The organism is Hydrogenophaga aromaticivorans (assembly GCF_013387465.1).
Lineage (GTDB): Bacteria > Pseudomonadota > Gammaproteobacteria > Burkholderiales > Burkholderiaceae_C > Hydrogenophaga > Hydrogenophaga aromaticivorans.
Window position 1 is genome coordinate 125,142 of record NZ_VYGV01000026.1, and the last position, 19,306, is coordinate 144,447.

Genomic DNA, 19,306 nt, shown 5'->3' on the forward strand with positions numbered 1-19,306 from the left:
TGGCTCCCCCCTCTTTCGCAACGTTGTCATGAACACATCTGCTCCGTCCGCACCGCGCGGTATCCGCATGCACCCGGCCGACAACGTGGCCATCGTGGTCAACGACGGCGGCCTCAAACCCGGCGCCGCGCTGGCCGGCGGGCCGGAGCTGGTGGAGGCTGTTCCCCAGGGTCACAAGGTGGCGCTGGTGGACCTGCCCGCGGGCAGCGCCGTGCGGCGCTACAACGTGGTCATCGGCCACACGGCGGTAGACATTCCGGCAGGCGGCTGGGTCAACGAGCAGCGGCTGGTGATGCCAGCGGCGCGTTCGCTCGAAGGTCTGCCGGCGTCCAATCCGCCCGCCCAGTTGCCACCGCTGGCCGGCCACACCTTCCAGGGCTACCGCAACACCGACGGCAGCGTGGGCACGCGCAACCTGCTGGCCATCACCACCACCGTGCAGTGCGTGGCCGGCGTGCTCGACTTCGCGGTCGAACGCATCCGAACCGAGTTGCTGCCGCTGTACCCGAACGTGGACGGCGTGGTCGGTCTGGAACACACCTACGGCTGCGGCGTGGCGATCGACGCGCCCGACGCGATCATCCCCATCCGCACGCTGCGCAACATCTCGTCCAACCCCAACTTCGGTGGCGAGGTCATGGTGCTCAGCCTGGGCTGCGAGAAGCTGCAGCCTGAGCGCCTGCTGCCGCCGGGATCGATTCCGATCAGCGATCAACGAGACAGCGCACTCGATGTGGTCACGCTGCAGGACGACGCCCACGTCGGCTTCATGTCCATGATCGATTCCATCTTGAGGCAGGCGCGCGTGCACCTGGAGCGCCTGAACCGGCGCCAGCGCACCACCTGCCCGGCGTCGGACCTGGTGGTGGGTGTGCAGTGCGGCGGCAGCGACGCGTTTTCCGGCGTCACCGCCAACCCGGCCGTGGGCTATGCCACCGACCTGCTGGTGCGCGCCGGCGCCACCGTGATGTTCTCGGAAGTGACCGAGGTGCGCGACGGCATCGACCTGCTGACCACGCGCGCCGCCAGCCCCGACGTGGCCGAGGCCATGGTGCGCGAAATGGCCTGGTACGACGCTTACCTGAACAAGGGCCGGGTGGACCGCAGCGCCAACACCACGCCCGGCAACAAGAAGGGCGGCCTGTCCAACATCGTCGAGAAGGCCATGGGCTCGATCGTCAAGAGCGGCACCGGCCCGATCCACGGCGTGATCGCGCCCGGCGAGAAGGTGAAGCAGAAGGGCCTGATCTTCGCCGCCACCCCGGCGAGCGACTTCATCTGCGGCACGCTGCAACTCGCGGCCGGCATGAACCTGCATGTCTTCACCACCGGCCGCGGCACGCCCTACGGACTGGCCGAGTGCCCTGTCATCAAGGTCGCCACGCGCGACGACCTGGCGCGCCGCTGGCACGACCTGATGGACGTCAACGCCGGGCGCATCGCCAGCGGAGAAGCCACTATCGAGGACGTGGGGACCGAGCTGTTCCAGCTGCTGCTGGCCGTCGCCAGTGGTAAAAAAACGTGGGCCGAACACTGGAAGCTGCACAACGCCCTGGTGTTGTTCAACCCGGCCCCCGTCACCTGAACCGACTGGACCGCCTCTGAACTGTCATGGACGCCGAAACGCTCCCCGGCCTGCTCGAACCGGCCCGTTTTGAGGGCGAGTTCGATGGCCGATCCACGGCGCTCTTTCTGCTGCACAACGAGCGCGGCATGGCTGTGGCCGTTTGCAACCTGGGCGCCCGGATCCTGCAGATCGTGGTGCCCGACCGCGACGGTGTGCCGGGTGATGTGGCGCTGGGCTACGACAGCCTGGACGATCTGCTCCAGGGCGCGCCGTCCATGGGCGCCTTCATCGGACGCTACGCCGGGCGCATCGCCCAGGCCCGCTTCACGCTCGACGGTCACGAGCACCAGCTGGTTGCCAACGCCGGCCCGCATTGCATCCACGGCGGTCCGCGCGGCTCGCGTCACCGCGTCTTCGAGGCCCGCCAGACCGACGCCCACACGCTGGAACTGCAGCACCGCTTCGAGACCACCGACGACGGCTTCCCCGGCGCGCTGGCCCTGCGCCTGACCTACCGGCTGACCGAGCACAACGAGCTGGTGATCGAACACGAGGCCACCGCGGTCGAAGGCCACGGGCCGGCGAGCTTCACCTGCCATGCCTTCTTCAACCTCGACGGCCCCGGCCATGTGCGCATCGACAGCCACCGGCTGGAAGTTCGCGCCAGCCATCTGCTCACCACCGACGATGACAACATCCCCACCGGCGAGCGCACGCCGCTGCGCGACCACCCGCTGAACCTGCGCACCCCGCAGACGCTGGGCGACCTGCCCGACATCGACCACAGCTACGTGATCGACGCCGACCCCCTCACCACCAGCCTGCGCCTGTGCGCCCGCGCCGACAGCGAAGCCAGCGGCCGCACGCTCGAGGTCTGGACCACCGAACCGGTGCTGCAGGTGTACACCGCGGGCAAGCTCGGCACGGGTGGGGCGGCCGACATCGGCAAACGGGGCGTGGTCCACCGGCCGCGCAGCGGGCTCTGCCTGGAACCCCAGCAGTTCCCCAACGCGCCCAACTGCCCGGGTTTCCCGTTCAACCGCGTCACGGCCGACCGCCCCTACCGCGCGCAGACGCGTTACCGGTTTGGCGTGCTGAACGGATAAACCTCAGCCCAACAATGCCGCCAGCCCGCCGTCGGCCTCGAAGCGCTGGTTGCGGTAGGTCAGGCGGGTCGGCCCGTCCCACACCGGCACCCGGCGGCTGTGCCGCGGATCGCCGGGGTAGCAGATCACGCGGCAGCCGTCTTGATCGAAGGGTTCGGGCTCGATCAGCGCGGGCGGCCGGCTGCGCGCCACGGCCTGCACCTGGGCCACACCGGCCAGGCGGCCGAGCTGGCAGAGGCTCATGATCTGCGGCGGCGCCAGGTCGATCTCGCCCGCCCAGTAGCGCTCCAGCGCAGCGCGCGGGGACAGCCAGACCGCTTCGGTGGCTTCAAAAGTGCAGTGGCTGGCGTCCTGCCCCGCCGGGGCCGCGGCCACGAAAAAGCGCGTGTCGAAGCGCTTGTTGGTCACCGACGGTTGGCGCGGCGTGACCCAGCGCGACCATGGCAGCAGGCTCGACACCGCCAGCGGCTGGCCCAGGCGCTGCACGGCAGCGGCAAAGCCCAGGCCGGTGAGCGTGTGCTCACGCACCTGGGCGGCCAACCGCGCCCAGTCGCCACTGGCTGAAAGTGATGCGTGCAGGCCCAGCAACAGGCTGCACTCTTCAAAGGTCTCGCGCAGCGCGGCCAGGTGCAGGCCCACCGCGGTGTCCGGATCCAGCCCGGGTTCGGCCAGGGCGCTCAACAGCTCGGCCGCCGTGCGGTCCAGCGCTGCGGGGTCCACCTGCCGGTCGGCCGCATCGAGCTTGCCGCCCGGAAACACGTGCACGCCACCCAGCACACCCGAGTTGCCGTGCCGGCGCACCAGCAGCACCTCCAGCCCGGTGGGGCCGTCGCGCACCACCATCACGGTGGCAGACGCCAGGGGCGGGGTGTGAATCACATCGGAGTTGATCGGGATGGCCATGCGGGCATTGTCCATGGGCCCGGCCCACACCGGCGTCTCCCGCGCAGCACCATGGCCCGTGCGGTTGTTCACGGTTTCCTCCCGGCGTGTCGCGTGTCGTCCATAACTCCCTACAGACCGGACGGGACGGGCCGACAAAGATCGGGCGACGTCAGCAGGACAGGGGCGGTTGATCCCTGCGCGCTGAAATCAAACAAACGGACCCGCCCACCCTGCCCGTCACCATGCCTTTTTTGCACCCTGCCTCCGTCGAACTGGCCCGCATCCAGACGCTCCGCTCCCTGGCCACCCTGGACACCTCGTCCGACCCCACCATCCAGTCCCTGCTGAAAGTGGCCGCGCTCACGTTGCGGTGCACCCGGGCGGCGGTCTGCCTGATGGATGGCGACCAGCACTGGATCAAGGCGTCGTACGGGCTGGACAGCGTGCCCGAAAGCTGTGGCGCCGCCTTCGCCGCGCAGGTGGCTGCGTGCGACGATGTGCTGGTGCTCACCGACACCGGGAGCGACCCGCTGTCGGGTGAGCCAGCGCCCGCCACGCCGCGCCTCTTTGTGGGCGCGCCCGTGCGCGTGGACGGCCACAGCATCGGTGTGCTCTGCCTGTTCGGGGCCGAGCCGCGCACCCTGAGCGACATCGAGCGCACGATGCTGCTGGAGCTGCGCACGACGGTCGAACACTGGCTGGTCGGGCTGCGCGAACGCCTCCAGCTCGAGGCCCGCACGCGCGAGTTCCGCGAGCTCGCCGAACAGATGCCCGGCATCGTCTACCGGGCCGTGATGGACGAGGCGAGTTCAACGCTGTATGTCAGCTCCCGTGTCCGCGAGCTGGGCTACACACCCGAGGAATGGATGGCCCGGCCCGAGGCCTGGATGCAGGCGCTGCACCCGGAGGACAGTGCGCGCGTGCTCGCCGAACTCGCCGACGGGCTGAAAAACCGGCCGAGCTTTGAACTCCAGTACCGCATCCGCAATGCGGCCGGGGACTGGCGCCACTACCACGACGCGATCCGCATCGTGCGTCCTTCTCGTGACGACGTCGATCCCGTGATCCAGGGCCTGATGACCGATGTGACCGACCGGGTGCGCGACACCAACCAGCCGCGCGAAGAAGCCGGCTGGCTGAGCAAACTCGCCATGGCGGCCGAGCAGGCCACGGCGTCCATCGTCATCACCGACATCGCGGCCAACATCGAATACGTGAACCAGGCCATGGTGGCCACCTCGGGCTATTCGCGCGACGAGCTGATGGGGCAAAACTCCCGCATCCTGCAATCGGGTCTGACGCCCGGTTCGCGCTACCGCAAGCTCTGGGCGGCGCTCGGCGCGGGCAAGCCCTGGCGCGGCTTCTTCAACAACCGCCGCAAGGACGGCTCCCACTACATCGAATTCGCCGTGATCACGCCGGTGCGCGACCCGGACGGCCGCGTCACCCACTACCTGGCGGTGAAGGAAGACATCACCGACAAGCGGCGCATGAGCGAAGACCTGACCCGCTACCGCTACCACCTCGAAGAACTCGTCACCCAGCGCACCGTCGAACTGGAGAAAGCCCGGCGGTCGGCCGAGGCGGCCAACGCCGCCAAGAGCGCCTTCCTTGCCACCATGAGCCACGAAATCCGCACGCCCATGAACGGCGTGATGGGTGTGGCCGACGTGCTGTTGCAGACCCCGCTGTCGCCCGCTCAGCAGGAGATGGTGGAGACCATCAACGAATCGGCCGCGGCGCTGCTCGCGATCATCGACGACATCCTGGATTTTTCGAAGATCGAGGCCGGACGGCTCGTGCTGGAGGAAGCGCCGTTTGCGATCCGCAGCGTGGTCGGCCGCTCCTGTGCGCCCCTGAGCACCGTCGCCGCCGGGCGCGGCGTGCGCCTCCACGCCTTCGCCGACCCGCGCCTGCCCGACCTGATGCTGGGCGACGGCAACCGCGTGCGCCAGATCCTGCTCAACCTGGTGGGCAATGCCATCAAGTTTTCGGCCGGCTTGAACCGGCCAGGCCGGGTCACCGTGCGCGCCACCCCCGTGGGCGATTCGGTGCGCCTGGAGGTGGCCGACAACGGCATCGGCATGACCGACGAAGTGCAACGCCTGGTGTTCCAGCCTTTCATACAAGGCGAGGCCTCCACCACGCGCAACTACGGCGGCACTGGTCTGGGCCTGGCCATCTCGCACCGGCTGGTCAGCGCCATGGGCGGGAGCATCAGCGTGCGCAGCCAGCCCGACGCAGGCGCCACCTTCACGGTCGACCTGCCGCTCAAGCCGGCTTCGGCGGTGAATTCGGCCATCAGCAGCGAGCTGGTCGGCATCCACGCCCTGCTGGTTCTGGACGACGCCGACATCCGCGACGACTGGGCGGCCTACCTCAGCGCCGCCGGTGCCCGGGTCAGCCTGGTGGACAGCACCGACGATGCAGCCGCCTGGCCCGAACAGGAGGGCGAAGCCCGGGTGGTGATCGCACCCGCCGGACACCAGGTGCTCCACCGTTCAACCGCAGAAGCCTCCGGCCGGTCCGAAGGCCAGGTCGTGATGCATCAGAAGCCCCGCACGGAACCGGTTTCCCAGGCCCCGGGTCAGGCCAACATGTCGGTCATCGGCCTGCGCCGCAAGGATCTGCTGGTGGCCGTGGCCATGGCGGCGGGCCGGGTGCTGGTGCCCGCCCATGGCGTCGTGAGCCCCGAGCGGGAGCGGCACCCGGCCGACTGGGGCCTGGTCGCCGCCTGCCAGGGGCGCGCCATTCTGGTGGCCGAAGACAACGAGATCAACCAGCGGGTGTTGCGCTACCAGCTGGAGCTGCTGGGCCTGGACCCCGTGTTCACGGGCGATGGCCAGGAGGCGCTGGCGCTCTGGCGGCAGCGGCCAGACCACTTCTGCCTGCTGCTGACCGACCTGCAGATGCCGGGCCTCAGCGGCATTGAACTCACCGAGGCCATCCGCAAAGAAGAAGCGGTCGGGCACCGCATGCCCATCATCGCGCTGACCGCGAACGCGATGCACAGCGAAGTCCACCGCTGCCGGGCGGTCGGCATGGACGACTACCTCACCAAGCCGGTGTCGCTGCCCAAGCTCGAAACCATGCTGCACCGGTGGCTGGAAGTGGTCCGGTTGCCGGCACCAGCGGGGTCGCTGGCGCAGCGGCCGGAGCCGCAACCGGAACCCGTCGCCGCGGGATGGGACGGATTCGACGACCACGCGCTGCAGCGTGTGCTCGGTGCCGACCCCGAAATCCTGCAGGACATGCGCAGCCGCTACCTCGCCAGCCTGGACCGGGCCCAGACCGAGATCCGGGAGGCGGCGGCGCGCGAGGACAGCGCCAGCGCCGGCTTCACCGCGCACCGCATCAAATCGTCCAGCCGCCTCGTCGGTGCGGTGGGTCTGGCGCAGCTGCTGGACCAGATCGAGACGCTCGGCACCGTGGGCGATGCGGCGGGCATCGCCCGGTTGGTCCCCAGCCTGGTCGACTCCATCGCTTCGGTGCGCCAGCACCTCAGGCGGCTGGAATCCGCGGTGCAGGCGGCGCCACTGACCCATGTGCTGTGCATCGACGACGATCCGGTCCACCTGAACGAACTGGTGACACTGCTGGCCCAGGCCGGTGCGCCGCGGGTCGAGCGCTTCACCGAAGGCAGCGAGCTGCAGCAGCGGCTGGCGGAACTCGACACCTCGCAGGTGCTGCTGTTGCTGGACCTGCACATGCCGTGCATGAACGGCGTCGAGCTGATCCAGCACCTGCGGCAGTGGCGGTTCAACGGCCACGTGGCGCTGATCGGCCACTTCGACCACCAGATGCTGGACACCGCCGAACGGCTGGTGGACGGCTATGGCCTGAAATGGGCCGGTACGCTGACCAGCCCGCTGTCAGAGCACAAGGTGCGCACGATCCTGCAGGCCTGCGGCGGGCTGCGGGACTGATCGGCTGAGCGATCAGGAGGGCAGGAACAGCGACTGCAGATCGCTGAGAAAGTCGAACCCGCGTTCGGTCGGCCGGACCCAGCCATCCGCCACCTCCAGCCAGCCGCGCTGCACGCCTTCGTCCAGCGACGCGGCCACGCTGGAGAGCGGCAGACCGGTGCGTGCTGAGAAGTCCTGCAGTTCGAAGCCGTGCCGCAGGCGCAGCGCGTTGAGCATGTACTCAAACGGCAGATCGCGCCGCGCCACTTCTTCCACACTCACCACCGCGTCCCCCGCGCGCGCCTTGTCCATGTAGAGACGCGGTTCGCGTGCACGCACCTGACGCACCACGCGGTGGGCAAAGCTGAGCTTGCTGTGGGCACCGGCACCGATGCCGAGGTAGTCGCCGAACTGCCAGTAGTTGAGGTTGTGCCAGCAGCGGTGGCCTTCGCGCGCGTAGGCCGAGACCTCGTAGCGCGCCAGCCCCTGCTCGGCCGTCAGCTCGGTGATGCGGTCGAGCATGGCGTAGGCGTCGTCGTCTTCGGGCACCCGCGGCGGGAACTTGGCGAACACCGTGTTGGGCTCGATGGTCAGGTGGTAGATCGAGATGTGCGGTGGCGCAAACGCCAGCGCGGTGCGCATGTCCGTTTCGCAGTCGGCCAGCGTCTGCCCCGGCAACGCGTACATGATGTCCAGGTTGAAGGTGTCGAAGGCCATCGCCGCCTCTTCCACCGCAGCGATCGCCTGCGCCCGGTCGTGCACCCGGCCCAGCGCCTTCAGGTGCTCGTCGTTGAAGCTCTGCACGCCGATGGACAGGCGCGTCACGCCGGCCTGACGGAACGCGCGGAAGCGGTCTTTTTCAAAGGTTCCCGGGTTGGCTTCCAGCGTGATCTCGGCGTCGGCGTCCAGCCGCAGCAGCGCACGCACGTCGCCCAGCAGGCGGTCGATGGCCTCGGGCGAAAACAGGCTGGGCGTGCCGCCGCCGATGAAAATGCTGTGCACCGAGCGGCCCCAGATCAGCGGCAGCGCGGCTTCCAGATCGGCGCGCAGCGCGTCCAGGTAGGCCTGCTCGGGCAGCGCCTGACCGGGCGCACTGGTGGCGCTCCACTCGTGCGAGTTGAAGTCGCAATAGGGGCACTTCTTCAGGCACCAGGGCAGGTGGATGTAGAGCGAGAGCGGCGGCAAGCCCTGCAATTGCAGCGTGCCGGGGCGCATCCAGTGGCGGATGTCGCTCCAGTGCGGACCTTCCGGTGGACGGCTGCCGGCTGCGCCGGGCAGCGCCACCCGGACCTCTCTGGGCGTGTTCATGTGTCCGCCTGGGGCGCGAACCAGCGTTCACGCATCAGGTTCAGCATCTGCTGCGCCGCCTTGCCACGGTGGCTGTTGGCGTTCTTCTTCTCGTCGCTCAGCTGGGCAAAAGTGCAACCGAACTGCGGCAAAAACATCACCGGGTCAAAGCCGAAACCGTTGTCACCGACGGGCTCGCGCGTGATGAGCCCCGGCGCACGGCCGCTGGCCACCAGCGGCTCGGGATCGTCGGCGCTGCGCACCGCGACCAAAGTGCTGACCAGCGCAGCGCGGCGGTCGTGCACCTGCGCCATCTGTTCCAGCAAGGCGCGCACGTTGTTGGCGTCGCCCTTCTCGTAACCGAACTGCGTCGCGTAGTAGGCGGTGTCCACACCCGGCAAACCGCCAAAGGCTTCCACGCACAGGCCGGCGTCGTCGGCGAGCGCGGGCAGGCCACTCACCTGCGCCGCGTGGCGCGCCTTGGCCAGTGCGTTCTCGATGAAGGTGCGGTGCGGCTCGGGCGCTTCGGGAATGCCCAGTTCGGACTGGCGCACCAGCTCCACCCCCAGCGGGGCGAACAGCGCCTGCAGCTCGGCGAGCTTGCCTGTGTTGTTGGACGCGAGAACGAGCTTCATCCCGGCCTCTCAGACCAGGCCGAGGCTCTGCTTCTGCAGGGCCACCAGCTCGGCCACGCCTTTTTCGGCCAGGGCCAGCAAGGCGTCCATTTCCTGGCGGCTGAACGCCACGCCTTCGGCCGTGCCCTGCACTTCCACGAAGTGGCCGGCGCCGGTCATCACCACGTTCATGTCGGTGTCGCAGGCCGAGTCTTCCACATACTCCAGGTCGAGCAGCGGCTGGCCCTGCAGGATGCCCACCGAAATGGCGGCCACATGGTCCCGGATCGGTGAAGCTGCGATCTTGCCTTCGGCCAGCAGCTGGCTCACCGCATCGTGCGCGGCGACGAAGGCACCGGTGATGCTGGCCGTGCGCGTGCCACCGTCGGCCTGAAGCACGTCGCAGTCCAGCGAAATGGTGCGCTCGCCCAGCGCCTTCAGGTCGAACACCGCGCGCAGCGAACGGCCGATCAGGCGCTGGATCTCCTGCGTGCGCCCGCTCTGCTTGCCCTTGGCGGCTTCGCGGTCGCTGCGGGTGTGGGTGGCGCGCGGCAGCATGCCGTATTCGGCCGTCACCCAGCCTTCGCCACTGCCCCGCTTGTGCGGCGGCACTTTTTCTTCCACCGATGCGGTACACAGCACCTTGGTGTCACCGAACTCGATCAGCACCGAACCCTCGGCGTGGATGGTGAAGCCCCGGGTGATGCGCACCGGGCGCAGGGCATCGGCGGCCCGTTGGCCGGGTCGAATGAAATCTGTCATGAAAACCTCAAAAAAAACGGTGATCCTATTGTCACGGAGGGGGGGTCAGCCAGAGCGCCACGGGATCCAACCCAGAACGCGGAGGAACCGGCTTCGCCGGGCCTCTCGCGTTGCCCCCTGGGGGGTGACGCCGAAGGCGGCGCGGGGGGTATCAGGAATTTCTTTCGGCGGTGCGCCGGATCGCTTCGTTGATTTCGGCGATCGATTTTTCGATCGCCTCGTCGTCCAGGTCTTCGATGGTCGGGTCGGCCACGCCCGACTGGATGGTGGAGGCGAACACGCCTTCTTCGATGTCTTCGGTCGACACCCGCGTGGTCTGGAATTCGTCGGCGGTCTCCCACTCCATGGCCAGCACGGTGACGTTGTCGCAGCGCGGCCCTCCGCGCTTGAGCGCCATTTCCACCAGCTCGGGAACCGCCTGTTCCAGCGGATTGCGGGCCAGTTCGGCGGCGATCTCGAAATCCTTCACCGTGCCCCAGAGACCGTCCGAGCAGAGCAACACACGGTCACCCTGCTGCAGCTGAACCGGCCCCGACAGGTCGAACACCGGCTTCGCGGGCGAGCCCAGACAGGTGAAGAGGATGTTGCGGTTGATGTGCTGGGTGGCCTTGCCGAGGTGGGCCTGCTGCTCCATGTAGGAGTGGTCCCGCGTGCGCGTCAGCAACTCGCCATTGCGCACGAGATACAGGCGGGAGTCGCCACAGTGCACCCAGTGCATGTTGCCACGCTCCATCACGGCCGCCACGAGCGTGGTGCGGGGCGTGTCGAGCATGCCTTTTTCGGCGGCGTAGCGGATGATCTGGTGGTGTGCCGCCATCACGGCGCTGGAGAGGAACTCCGGCACTTCGCGCACCGTGGGGTTGGCGGCTTTCTGGAAATAGGCCGAAAACGTCTGCAGCGCCAACTGGGCCGCCATCGCGCCCTCGGGATGCCCACCCATGCCATCGGCCAGCACGAACAGCCCGGACTCGCGCGTGTACGCGTAGCCCATGCGGTCTTCGTTGCGCTCGCGACCACCCTGCCGACTGATCTGGTAGACCGAAAACTTCATCGGAACTTGGTCCCGGCGGCGGTGGATTTGCGTGGCGACTTCTTGTCCGAAACAATGTTGTCAAACTGCAGGCGCATCTTCTCGGCCACGGTCAGCTTGGTGTAACTGCGTTCGGTCTCCCGGCTCAGCTCTTTTTGCAGGGCGAACACCGATTGCGGACGCGACAGCGGATCGAGCGACATGCACCACTCCACCACCTCGATCAGGTTGTCGGAGTAGACACCGCGCAGACGCGAGAGCGCCAGCGACAGCCGGTCTTTTTCCAGCCGTTGCGGGGCGTCGTTGGGCGGGTAGCCCTGCATGCTGGCGTAGATGCAGGCACCGATGGCGTAGATGTCGGTCCAGGGGCCCATGCTCGAATCGCGGCGGTACATCTCGGGCGCAGCGAAACCGGGCGTGTACATCGGGCGGATGAAGTTGCCCTCCTTGCTCAGCACCTCGCGCGCGGCGCCGAAGTCGATCAGCACCGAACGGTTGTCATCGGTCACGAAGATGTTGGCCGGCTTGATGTCGAGGTGCAGCATCTTGTGCTGGTGCACGATGCGCAGGCCGCGCAGCACCTCGTCGTACAGCGAACGGATGGTGGACTCGCGGAACACCTTCTGGCGCTTGAGTTCGCGCGCCGTGATGATGAACTCCTGCAGGGACGCGCCCTCCAGGTAGTTCATGACCATGTAGACGGTCTCGTTTTCGCGGAAGAAGTTGAGCACGCTCACCACCGACTGGTGGGAGATCTGCGCCAGCGCGCGGCCTTCTTCAAAGAAGCTCTTGAGCCCGAGCCGGTACAACGAGAGTTTTTCGGGCTGCACCTGCGGCAGCAGTTCACCCGGGCCGCGTGTGGCCAGCGAGGACGGCAGGTATTCCTTGACCGCGACCTGCTGCCCTTCGGTGTCCACAGCCAGGTAGACCACGCCGAAACCACCGGCGGCCAGCTTGCGCACGATACGGTATCCGCCGATCACGGTGTCCGGTGGCAGCGGTGCGGGTTTGACCTTTGACATAATTCGGATGGGTTCCGGAACGCCTCGTTTTGGACCACTCAACCTGATGGGACACAGTTCAATGGCAGTTTACAGCATGACCGGCTACGCCACGGCCCAAACCGGCGGGGCCGCAGCCACGAATGCCAGCGAGTCCCCGCGCGATGCCCGACCGGGCCTGGGCATCGAAATCCGCTCGGTCAACAGCCGCTTTCTCGACCTGACTTTCAAACTCGCCGACGACCTGCGCGGCACCGAACCCGCGCTGCGCGAACTGCTGGGCGCCGCACTCAAGCGCGGCAAGGTGGAGGTGCGGGCATGGGTGGAGGGCCGCACCGACGCCGGACCGCGAGCGCCCAGCGCACCGGAGCTGCAAAAGCTGGTCAGCCTGCAGGACAACATCCGTGCCTGGCTGCCCACCGCGCCACCGCTGACGGTGGCCGAGGTGCTGCAACTGACCACGCGCCAGGCGGGCAACCCCGGTGAGCTGCACGAAACCCTGCTTGAGCTGGCCCAGACGGGTCTGGACAGACTGCTCACCGCGCGCGAACGTGAAGGACAGCGCCTGGCGGCCATGCTGCTGGACCGGCTCAAACAGCTGCGCCAGCTCGCCAAAGACGCCCAGCCCCTGATTCCCCAACTGGTCGCGCAGCAGCGGCAGCGTTTCATCGACCGCTGGAACGAAGCGCTAGGCGCGAGCGCCGCCGCCGGCGGCACCAGCAACACCCTCACCAGCGAGGCCGCACAGGATCGCGCGCTGACCGAAGCCACCGCCTTCGCGATCCGCATCGATGTGGCCGAAGAACTGACCCGACTGGATTCGCACCTGGTGGAAATCGAGCGCCTGATCAAGAAGGGCAGCGATGTGGGCAAACGCCTGGACTTCCTGATCCAGGAACTGCACCGCGAAGCCAACACCATGGGCTCCAAATCGTCGAGCCTGGAACTCACCCGCATTTCCGTGGACATGAAGGTGCTCATCGAACAGATGCGCGAACAGGTCCAGAACATTGAATGACCGTATGGAATACCCAGGCAACCTGTTCGTCGTCGCAGCCCCCAGCGGGGCTGGAAAATCCAGTCTGGTCAAGGCGCTGATGGAGCTGGACTCCCGCGTCGTGCCCTCGGTCTCTCACACCACCCGGCCCCCGCGTGGCCAGGAGTTGCATGGTCGCGAGTACTACTTTGTCGCCCGGGAAACCTTTGACCAGATGGTCATCCAGGGCGCTTTCCTGGAATGGGCCATGGTGCATGGCAACCGCTACGGCACGTCCAAACAGGCGATCGAGCAACGCATGGCCCAGGGGGCCGACGTGGTGCTGGAGATCGACTTCCAGGGCGCGATCCAGGTCAAACGCATCTTTCCCAACGCGGTACTGATTTTCATCCTGCCGCCGAGCTGGGAAGAACTGCGATCGCGGCTGGAGCGGCGCGCCGAAGACAGCGCCGAAGTCATCGAGCTGCGGCTGCAGAATGCCGCGTCGGAGATGATGCACGCGCGGGAATTCGACTTCGTTATAATCAACGAGTTGTTCGAGCGGGCCCTGTTTGACCTCAAGGCCATCGTCCATGCCCAGCGGCTCAAGTTCGCCGCCCAGCGTATCGCCCGCAGCGATACCTTCAAAGCGCTCAACATCCACTGACTCACCGCACACTACCGAGGCCCGCACATGGCACGCATCACCGTCGAAGACTGTCTGGAAAAGATCCCCAACCGCTTTCAGCTCGTGCTGGCCGCCACCTACCGTGCCCGCATGCTCAGCCAGGGCCATGCCCCCAAGATCGAGAGCAAGAACAAGCCCGGCGTGACCGCGCTGCGTGAAATTGCCGAAGGCAAGATCGGCATCGAGATGCTCAAGAAAGTGCCGCTCTGAGCTTCAGGCGCACCTGAAAAAAGCCCGCTGCGAGCGGGCTTTTTTGCGTCTGCGTGACGTCAGCTCTCGTTGGCGCCAGAGCTCCACCCACAACGCGCGAAACGGCGCAACCGGGAGGCACCGCCGGGCCGGCTCTGCCGGACGGCCAGTGCCGCCCCCTTGAGGGGGTCGCGCGCAGCGCGGCGGGGGTGTTTCGCTCTACGCCGCGCCGATGTTCGGCACCAGCGCGCCGGCATTCTGACCACTGCGCTGCGCGGCGGTGAACGCCAGCATGCGGTCGATCGGCAACCGGGCGCGTGGAATCAGCGCCGGGTCCACGTGGATCTGGTTCAGGCCTTTTTCCAGCACCTGAGCCACGCCGGCCAGGCCGTTCATGGCCATCCAGGGGCAGTGCGCGCAGCTCTTGCAGGTGGCGCTGTTGCCGGCGGTGGGCGCCTCGATGAACACCTTGCCCGGGTTCTGCTGGCGCAGCATGTGCATCATGCCGTTGTCGGTGGCGACGATGAACTCGTGGGCATCCATCTCGTGCGCCGCCTTCAGGATGCCGGAAGTCGATCCCACCGCATCGGCGAGCGCCACCACGTCGGCCGGACTTTCCGGGTGCACCAGCACCTTGGCACCCGGGTGTTCCTTCTTGAGTGCTTCCAGCTCGAAGGCCTTGAACTCGTCGTGCACGATGCACGAGCCGTTCCACATCAGCATGTCGGCGCCGGTTTCGCGCTGGATGTAGCCGCCCAGGTGCTTGTCGGGCGCCCACAGGATCTTGTGGCCCTTGTCCTTGAGTGCGCGCACGATGTCGAGCGCGCAGCTGGAGGTGACGAGCCAGTCGGAGCGCGCCTTCACCGCGGCGCTGGTGTTGGCGTAGACCACCACGGTGCGGTCCGGGTGGGCGTCGCAGAAGGCGCTGAATTCGTTGATCGGGCAGCCCAGGTCGAGCGAGCAGTTGGCGTCCAGGTCGGGCATGAGCACGGTCTTTTCCGGGCTCAGGATCTTGGCCGTCTCGCCCATGAAGCGCACACCCGAGACCACCAGCGTCTGCGCTGCGTGATCGCGGCCAAAACGCGCCATCTCCAGCGAATCGCTGACGATGCCGCCCGTCTCCACGGCCAGGTCCTGCAGGTCGGGATGCACGTAATAGTGCGACACCATCACCGCGTTGCGCTCCTTCAGCAGGCTGCGAATCTTGTCCTTGAGTTCGGCGCGCTGCTTCGGACCGGGCTCGACCGGCACACGCGCCCAGGCGTGTTTCGTCGGGCAGGCCGGCTGTTCGTATTCGACATCGATGATGGCTTCGTTGCTCATGTCAGTTGCTCCATCCGCATGGAAAAATCGATCGCCTTGACGTCTTTTGTCAGGGCCCCGATGGAGATGCGGTCCACCCCGGTTTCTGCAAGGTTTCGCACCGTCTGCAGGTTCACGCCGCCCGAAATCTCCAGGATGGCGCGGCCCGCGTTGCGGCGCACGGCTTCCTGCAGGGTGGGGATGTCCATGTTGTCGAGCAGGACCATTTTGGCGCCGCAGGCCAGCGCTTCGTCCAGCTGCGCCAGGGTCTCGACCTCGATCTCGACAAAACGCGCCTGGGGTGCCGTTTCCTGCACGCGCTTCAACACGGCCTCGACACCACCCGCGGCAGCGATGTGGTTTTCCTTGATGAGCACCGCGTCGTAGAGCCCAATGCGGTGGTTGACGCCGCCGCCGGTTTTCACCGCGTACTTTTGCGCCAGACGCAGCCCCGGGAGGGTCTTTCGCGTGTCCACGATGGCTGCGCGCGTGCCCTGAACGGCATCGACGAACACCGCCGTCTTGGTGGCCACGGCCGAGAGCAGTTGCAGGAAGTTGAGCGCGGTGCGCTCGGCGGTCAGCAGGGCCTGGGCGCGGCCGGTGATCTCCAGCACCACCTGGTCGGCCACGCAGCGCTGGCCCTCCGCCACGTGCCAGATCAGGCGGGCCTTGGGGTCACAGGCCAGCACGGCCGCTTCCACCCAGGGTGCGCCGCAGATCAAGGCGGGCTCACGCGCGAGGATGCGTGCATGGGCGCTGCGCGAGGGGTCCACCAGCGCCGCGGTGAGGTCCCCGCTGGCCACGTCCTCGGCCAGCGCGCGGGCCACATCGGCGCCCGCCAGTTCGGCCAGATCGGCCGCCGTGAATTCAGAGAGGTGTTTCATGGGTTGCAAGCATAACGGGATCGCATATAGTGCCCCCCATCCAAAGCCCACGCAAAGGGGATCCCCATGAGTCCACCAAAATCCGCCGCGCCGACCAGCGGCACGCCCTACGGCACCCTGCCGTCGGCTTCGCCCATGCCGCAGCGCAAACCGGTCAGCCTGCCACGGCTGCAGGAGATGCGCGAGCGGGGGGAAAAGATCACCATGCTCACGGCCTACGACGCCACCTTTGCCGCCGTGGCCGATGCCGCGGGCGTGGAGTGCATTCTGGTGGGCGACTCGCTGGGCATGGTTTGCCAGGGCCTGTCCAGCACCACCGGTGTCACGCTGGACACCATGCGTTACCACACCGAAAGCGTGGTGCGCGGCCTGCAGCGCGTTCAGGCCACCGCCTGGGTGATCGGCGACCTGCCCTTTGGCAGCTATCACGAGTCGAAAGAACAGGCCCTGCGCAGCGCCGCGGTGCTGATGCACGCCGGCGCCCACATGGTCAAGCTTGAAGGCGGTGGCTGGACCGCCGACACCGTGCGCTTTCTGGTGGAACGCGGCATCCCGGTCTGCGCCCACCTGGGCCTGACGCCACAGACCGTGCACGCGCTCGGCGGCTACCGCGTACAGGGCCGGGGCGACGCCGCCGCGCTGCAGCTGCGCCGCCACGCCATCGATCTGCAGGACGCTGGCGCCACCATGCTGGTGCTGGAGATGGTGCCCGCAGCCCTGTCGACCGAGATCACGACCGAACTCAAGACCTGCCACACCATCGGCATCGGCGCCGGCAAGGGCACGGCCGGGCAGGTGCTGGTGATGCACGACATGCTGGGCATCAACCTCGGCAAGAACCCGAAGTTCGTGCGCAATTTCATGGAAGGCGCCAGCAGCGTGCGCGACGCCATGGCCGCGTACGTGGCGGCCGTGAAGGACGGCAGCTTCCCGGACGACAGCCTGCACGCCTGGTAGATCAGGCCCACCCCCGCAGCGCCTGCGGCGCCCCTTGAACAGACACTGCTCTCCTCATGAAACTCGTTCACACCATCGAAGACCTGCGCACTGCGCTGCGGCCTTTCAACTCACCGGCTTTTGTACCCACCATGGGCAACCTGCACGAAGGCCATCTGGATCTGGTTCGCACGGCCCAGCCGCTGGGTGATGTGACGGTGTCCAGCATCTTCGTCAACCGCCTGCAGTTTGCGCCTCACGAAGATTTCGACACCTATCCGCGCACCTTGCAGGCCGATTGCGCCCGGCTGGAGCAAGCCGGTTGCGACGTGGTGTTCGCGCCCTCCGAAAAAGAGCTGTATCCCGACCCCCAGGGCTACAAGATCCAGCCGCCGTCCGAGCTGGCCGACATCCTGGAAGGGCATTTCCGTCCCGGCTTCTTCATCGGGGTCTGCACCGTGGTGATGAAGCTGTTCCAGTGCGTGTTCTCGGAAGCCAAGGGCCCGCGTCATGCCCTCTTCGGCAAGAAGGACTACCAGCAGCAGATGGTGATCCGGCGCATGGTGCAGCAGTTCGCCCTGCCGGTCACCATCGTGGCCGGCGAGACCCAGCGCGCTGCGGACGGCCTGGCGCTGAGTTCACGCAACGGTTATCTGAGCGAAAGCGAGCGTGCCGAAGCGGTGCAGCTGTCGCTCGCACTGCGGGGTCTGGCGCGCGACGCTTTGGCCGCTGCGGCGAGTTTGCCCAGCCACCAGTCCACGCTGGAAGAGAAGGCCATGAGGGCCTTGGCAGGACGCGGCTGGCAACCCGACTACCTGACGGTTCGCCGCCGACAGGACCTGCAGTCGCCCACCGCGGCAGACGCGATCACCCCCGGCGCCCTTGTGGTGCTGGGCGCTGCGCGCCTGGGCAACACCCGATTGATCGACAACTTCGAGATTTAGACTCACCCCCGCGCCGGGCTTCGCCCGTCACCCCCTCACGGGGGCGGCACTGGCGGCCCGGCCAAGCCGGTTCCGCGGTGCCCTGGCGCAACGCCCCCTCCGGCGAGAGATGACTTCCCCCGAGGATGCGGCGGAACCGGCTTGGCCGGGCCGCTCGCATCGCCCACTGGGGGGGTGACGCGCCCTTAGGCGCGGCGCGGGGGGGAGGTAGCTTCGTCCTTCGGGTCACGCCCCATCAGCGCAGCCACTGCCTGGGCCGGCTGCAGCTGGCCGTCCAGCAGCGCCACCACACCCGCAGAAATGGGCATGTCCACGCCCAGCAACTGCGCGCGCTGCACCACGGTGCGGGCGCTGTAAACGCCCTCGGCCACGTGGCCCAGCGAATCCACCGCCTGCTGCAGGCTCAGGCCCTGCGCGAGCAGCTGACCCACCTTGCGGTTGCGTGAGAGATCGCCGGTGGCCGTGAGCACCAGGTCCCCCAGACCCGAGAGGCCCATGAAGGTTTCGGTCCGTGCCCCCAGCGCCTGCCCCAGACGGGTCATTTCGGCCAGACCGCGGGTGATCAGCGCGGCACGCGCGTTGAGTCCGAGGTTCAGCCCGTCGCAAAGACCGGTGGCGATGGCCAGCACGTTCTTCACCGCGCCGCCGACTTCCACCCCCACGATGTCTTCGTTGGCATAGACCCGGAGCGTGGGGCTGTGAAAAGCCGCCACCAGCGCATCGCGCACACCGGCGTGCTCGCTGGCGGCCACCAGTGCGGTGGGCTGGCCACGAGCGACTTCCTGGGCGAAACTGGGGCCACTGAGCACGCCAGCGCGCAAGGCAGGCGCCACCAGCGCACGGATCTCGTGGCCCAGCAGACCCGGAGCCGCGTCGCCTTGCGGTGCTTCGAACCCCTTGCACAGCCAGGCCACGGGCGCGGACACACCGCGCAAGCGTTCGAGCATGCCACGCAGGGCCGCCATGGGCGTGCCCACCACCACGAGGTCGGCATGGGCCCACAAGGCCTCGGCATCGCCCAGCTCAGCGCCCACGACATCCAGCGAAGGCGGCAGCGCGATACCGGGCAGGTAACGCCGGTTTTCGCGTGTCACCCGCATGTCGGCCACCTGCTGCGCGTCGCGCGCCCAGAGACGGACACGGTGCGGCTGGCACGCAGCACTGATGGCCAGCGCTGTGCCCCAGGCGCCGGCACCCAAAACAACGATGTTCATGCGCGGTTCGCCAGCG

Annotated in this window: 17 protein-coding genes; 8 read left to right on the forward strand and 9 right to left on the reverse strand. The window is 67.5% G+C overall.

Annotated elements, in window-relative coordinates:
• Nucleotides 1-28: 28 nt before the first annotated feature.
• Nucleotides 29-1,585: a galactarate dehydratase gene (gene garD / locus F3K02_RS24275; RefSeq protein ID WP_177138887.1), complete on the forward strand. Its 1,557-nt coding sequence runs from the start codon at nt 29-31 to the stop codon at nt 1,583-1,585.
• 26 nt (nt 1,586-1,611) lie between these two features.
• Complete coding sequence (locus tag F3K02_RS24280; protein WP_177138889.1) at nt 1,612-2,673, forward strand: aldose epimerase family protein; 1,062 nt, start codon at nt 1,612-1,614, stop codon at nt 2,671-2,673.
• Between the two features lie 3 nt (nt 2,674-2,676).
• On the opposite strand, the gene F3K02_RS24285 is transcribed toward F3K02_RS24280, so the two are convergent.
• Nucleotides 2,677-3,648 (reverse strand): NUDIX hydrolase, encoded by a 972-nt coding sequence (locus F3K02_RS24285; RefSeq protein WP_343067151.1) that lies wholly within the window; start codon nt 3,646-3,648, stop codon nt 2,677-2,679.
• A 152-nt stretch (nt 3,649-3,800) separates the two neighbouring features.
• Between F3K02_RS24285 and F3K02_RS24290 the strand changes: the two genes are divergently transcribed.
• Entirely contained in the window at nt 3,801-7,484 is a 3,684-nt protein-coding gene (locus F3K02_RS24290) for a response regulator (protein ID WP_177138891.1), read from the forward strand.
• A gap of 12 nt (nt 7,485-7,496) precedes the next feature.
• Here F3K02_RS24290 and hemW read toward each other — a convergent pair whose 3' ends face one another.
• From hemW to F3K02_RS24315, 5 genes are all read right to left on the reverse strand, one after another.
• On the reverse strand, nt 7,497-8,678 hold the full coding sequence (gene hemW, locus F3K02_RS24295) for a radical SAM family heme chaperone HemW (protein WP_246309778.1): 1,182 nt from the start codon (nt 8,676-8,678) through the stop codon (nt 7,497-7,499).
• Between the two features lie 89 nt (nt 8,679-8,767).
• On the reverse strand, nt 8,768-9,385 hold the full coding sequence (gene rdgB / locus F3K02_RS24300; protein ID WP_177138895.1) for an RdgB/HAM1 family non-canonical purine NTP pyrophosphatase: 618 nt from the start codon (nt 9,383-9,385) through the stop codon (nt 8,768-8,770).
• Nucleotides 9,386-9,394: 9 nt separating this feature from the next.
• Complete coding sequence (gene rph, locus F3K02_RS24305) at nt 9,395-10,126, reverse strand: ribonuclease PH (RefSeq protein WP_177138897.1); 732 nt, start codon at nt 10,124-10,126, stop codon at nt 9,395-9,397.
• 151 nt (nt 10,127-10,277) lie between these two features.
• The gene (locus F3K02_RS24310; protein WP_177138899.1) at nt 10,278-11,177 is read right to left on the reverse strand and encodes a PP2C family protein-serine/threonine phosphatase; all 900 of its coding nucleotides are present in this window, start codon (nt 11,175-11,177) and stop codon (nt 10,278-10,280) included.
• On the reverse strand, nt 11,174-12,178 hold the full coding sequence (locus F3K02_RS24315) for a serine/threonine protein kinase (protein ID WP_177138902.1): 1,005 nt from the start codon (nt 12,176-12,178) through the stop codon (nt 11,174-11,176). The genes F3K02_RS24310 and F3K02_RS24315 overlap by 4 nt, the downstream gene beginning before the upstream one ends.
• A 61-nt stretch (nt 12,179-12,239) precedes the next feature.
• Here F3K02_RS24315 and F3K02_RS24320 point away from each other — a divergent pair, with 61 nt between their 5' ends.
• From F3K02_RS24320 to rpoZ, 3 genes are read left to right on the forward strand one after another with little or no spacing between them, the layout of a single operon-like run.
• Nucleotides 12,240-13,175, forward strand: a complete 936-nt coding sequence (locus tag F3K02_RS24320) for a YicC/YloC family endoribonuclease (RefSeq protein WP_177138904.1) — start codon at nt 12,240-12,242, stop codon at nt 13,173-13,175.
• A gap of 4 nt (nt 13,176-13,179) precedes the next feature.
• Nucleotides 13,180-13,800 carry a guanylate kinase gene (gene gmk, locus F3K02_RS24325; RefSeq protein WP_177138905.1) on the forward strand — a complete coding sequence of 207 codons (621 nt, stop codon included), beginning with the start codon at nt 13,180-13,182 and terminating at the stop codon, nt 13,798-13,800.
• 27 nt (nt 13,801-13,827) lie between these two features.
• Nucleotides 13,828-14,031, forward strand: coding sequence for a DNA-directed RNA polymerase subunit omega (gene rpoZ, locus F3K02_RS24330; RefSeq protein ID WP_177138906.1), 204 nt, complete (start codon nt 13,828-13,830; stop codon nt 14,029-14,031).
• A gap of 198 nt (nt 14,032-14,229) precedes the next feature.
• Here rpoZ and nadA read toward each other — a convergent pair whose 3' ends face one another.
• On the reverse strand, nt 14,230-15,333 hold the full coding sequence (nadA, locus tag F3K02_RS24335) for a quinolinate synthase NadA (RefSeq protein ID WP_177138907.1): 1,104 nt from the start codon (nt 15,331-15,333) through the stop codon (nt 14,230-14,232).
• Entirely contained in the window at nt 15,330-16,196 is an 867-nt protein-coding gene (nadC, locus tag F3K02_RS24340) for a carboxylating nicotinate-nucleotide diphosphorylase (RefSeq protein ID WP_177138908.1), read from the reverse strand. The genes nadA and nadC overlap by 4 nt, the downstream gene beginning before the upstream one ends.
• 66 nt (nt 16,197-16,262) lie before the next feature.
• Here nadC and panB point away from each other — a divergent pair, with 66 nt between their 5' ends.
• Together panB and panC are read left to right on the forward strand one after the other, a co-directional pair.
• A complete protein-coding gene (panB, locus tag F3K02_RS24345; protein ID WP_177138909.1) occupies nt 16,263-17,153 on the forward strand; it encodes a 3-methyl-2-oxobutanoate hydroxymethyltransferase in 891 nt (296 codons plus the stop codon).
• A 56-nt stretch (nt 17,154-17,209) separates the two neighbouring features.
• Nucleotides 17,210-18,076 (forward strand): pantoate--beta-alanine ligase, encoded by an 867-nt coding sequence (gene panC, locus F3K02_RS24350; protein ID WP_177138910.1) that lies wholly within the window; start codon nt 17,210-17,212, stop codon nt 18,074-18,076.
• 185 nt (nt 18,077-18,261) lie between these two features.
• On the opposite strand, the gene F3K02_RS24355 is transcribed toward panC, so the two are convergent.
• On the reverse strand, nt 18,262-19,290 hold the full coding sequence (locus F3K02_RS24355; protein ID WP_177138911.1) for an NAD(P)H-dependent glycerol-3-phosphate dehydrogenase: 1,029 nt from the start codon (nt 19,288-19,290) through the stop codon (nt 18,262-18,264).
• Nucleotides 19,291-19,306: the final 16 nt, after the last annotated feature.

What these genes read in the sequence shown, in the direction of transcription:
- gmk (WP_177138905.1), top strand. Translation starts at nt 13,180, where the DNA reads ATGGAATACCCAGGCAACCTGTTCGTCGTCGCAGCCCCCAGCGGGGCT.
- panB (WP_177138909.1), top strand. Translation starts at nt 16,263, where the DNA reads ATGAGTCCACCAAAATCCGCCGCGCCGACCAGCGGCACGCCCTACGGC.
- F3K02_RS24280 (WP_177138889.1), top strand. Translation starts at nt 1,612, where the DNA reads ATGGACGCCGAAACGCTCCCCGGCCTGCTCGAACCGGCCCGTTTTGAG.
- rdgB (WP_177138895.1), bottom strand. Translation starts at nt 9,385, where the DNA reads ATGAAGCTCGTTCTCGCGTCCAACAACACAGGCAAGCTCGCCGAGCTG.
- F3K02_RS24320 (WP_177138904.1), top strand. Translation starts at nt 12,240, where the DNA reads ATGGCAGTTTACAGCATGACCGGCTACGCCACGGCCCAAACCGGCGGG.
- F3K02_RS24310 (WP_177138899.1), bottom strand. Translation starts at nt 11,177, where the DNA reads ATGAAGTTTTCGGTCTACCAGATCAGTCGGCAGGGTGGTCGCGAGCGC.
- F3K02_RS24290 (WP_177138891.1), top strand. Translation starts at nt 3,801, where the DNA reads ATGCCTTTTTTGCACCCTGCCTCCGTCGAACTGGCCCGCATCCAGACG.
- rpoZ (WP_177138906.1), top strand. Translation starts at nt 13,828, where the DNA reads ATGGCACGCATCACCGTCGAAGACTGTCTGGAAAAGATCCCCAACCGC.
- F3K02_RS24315 (WP_177138902.1), bottom strand. Translation starts at nt 12,178, where the DNA reads ATGTCAAAGGTCAAACCCGCACCGCTGCCACCGGACACCGTGATCGGC.
- nadA (WP_177138907.1), bottom strand. Translation starts at nt 15,333, where the DNA reads ATGAGCAACGAAGCCATCATCGATGTCGAATACGAACAGCCGGCCTGC.
- panC (WP_177138910.1), top strand. Translation starts at nt 17,210, where the DNA reads ATGAAACTCGTTCACACCATCGAAGACCTGCGCACTGCGCTGCGGCCT.
- F3K02_RS24355 (WP_177138911.1), bottom strand. Translation starts at nt 19,290, where the DNA reads ATGAACATCGTTGTTTTGGGTGCCGGCGCCTGGGGCACAGCGCTGGCC.
- garD (WP_177138887.1), top strand. Translation starts at nt 29, where the DNA reads ATGAACACATCTGCTCCGTCCGCACCGCGCGGTATCCGCATGCACCCG.
- rph (WP_177138897.1), bottom strand. Translation starts at nt 10,126, where the DNA reads ATGACAGATTTCATTCGACCCGGCCAACGGGCCGCCGATGCCCTGCGC.
- nadC (WP_177138908.1), bottom strand. Translation starts at nt 16,196, where the DNA reads ATGAAACACCTCTCTGAATTCACGGCGGCCGATCTGGCCGAACTGGCG.
- hemW (WP_246309778.1), bottom strand. Translation starts at nt 8,678, where the DNA reads ATGCGCCCCGGCACGCTGCAATTGCAGGGCTTGCCGCCGCTCTCGCTC.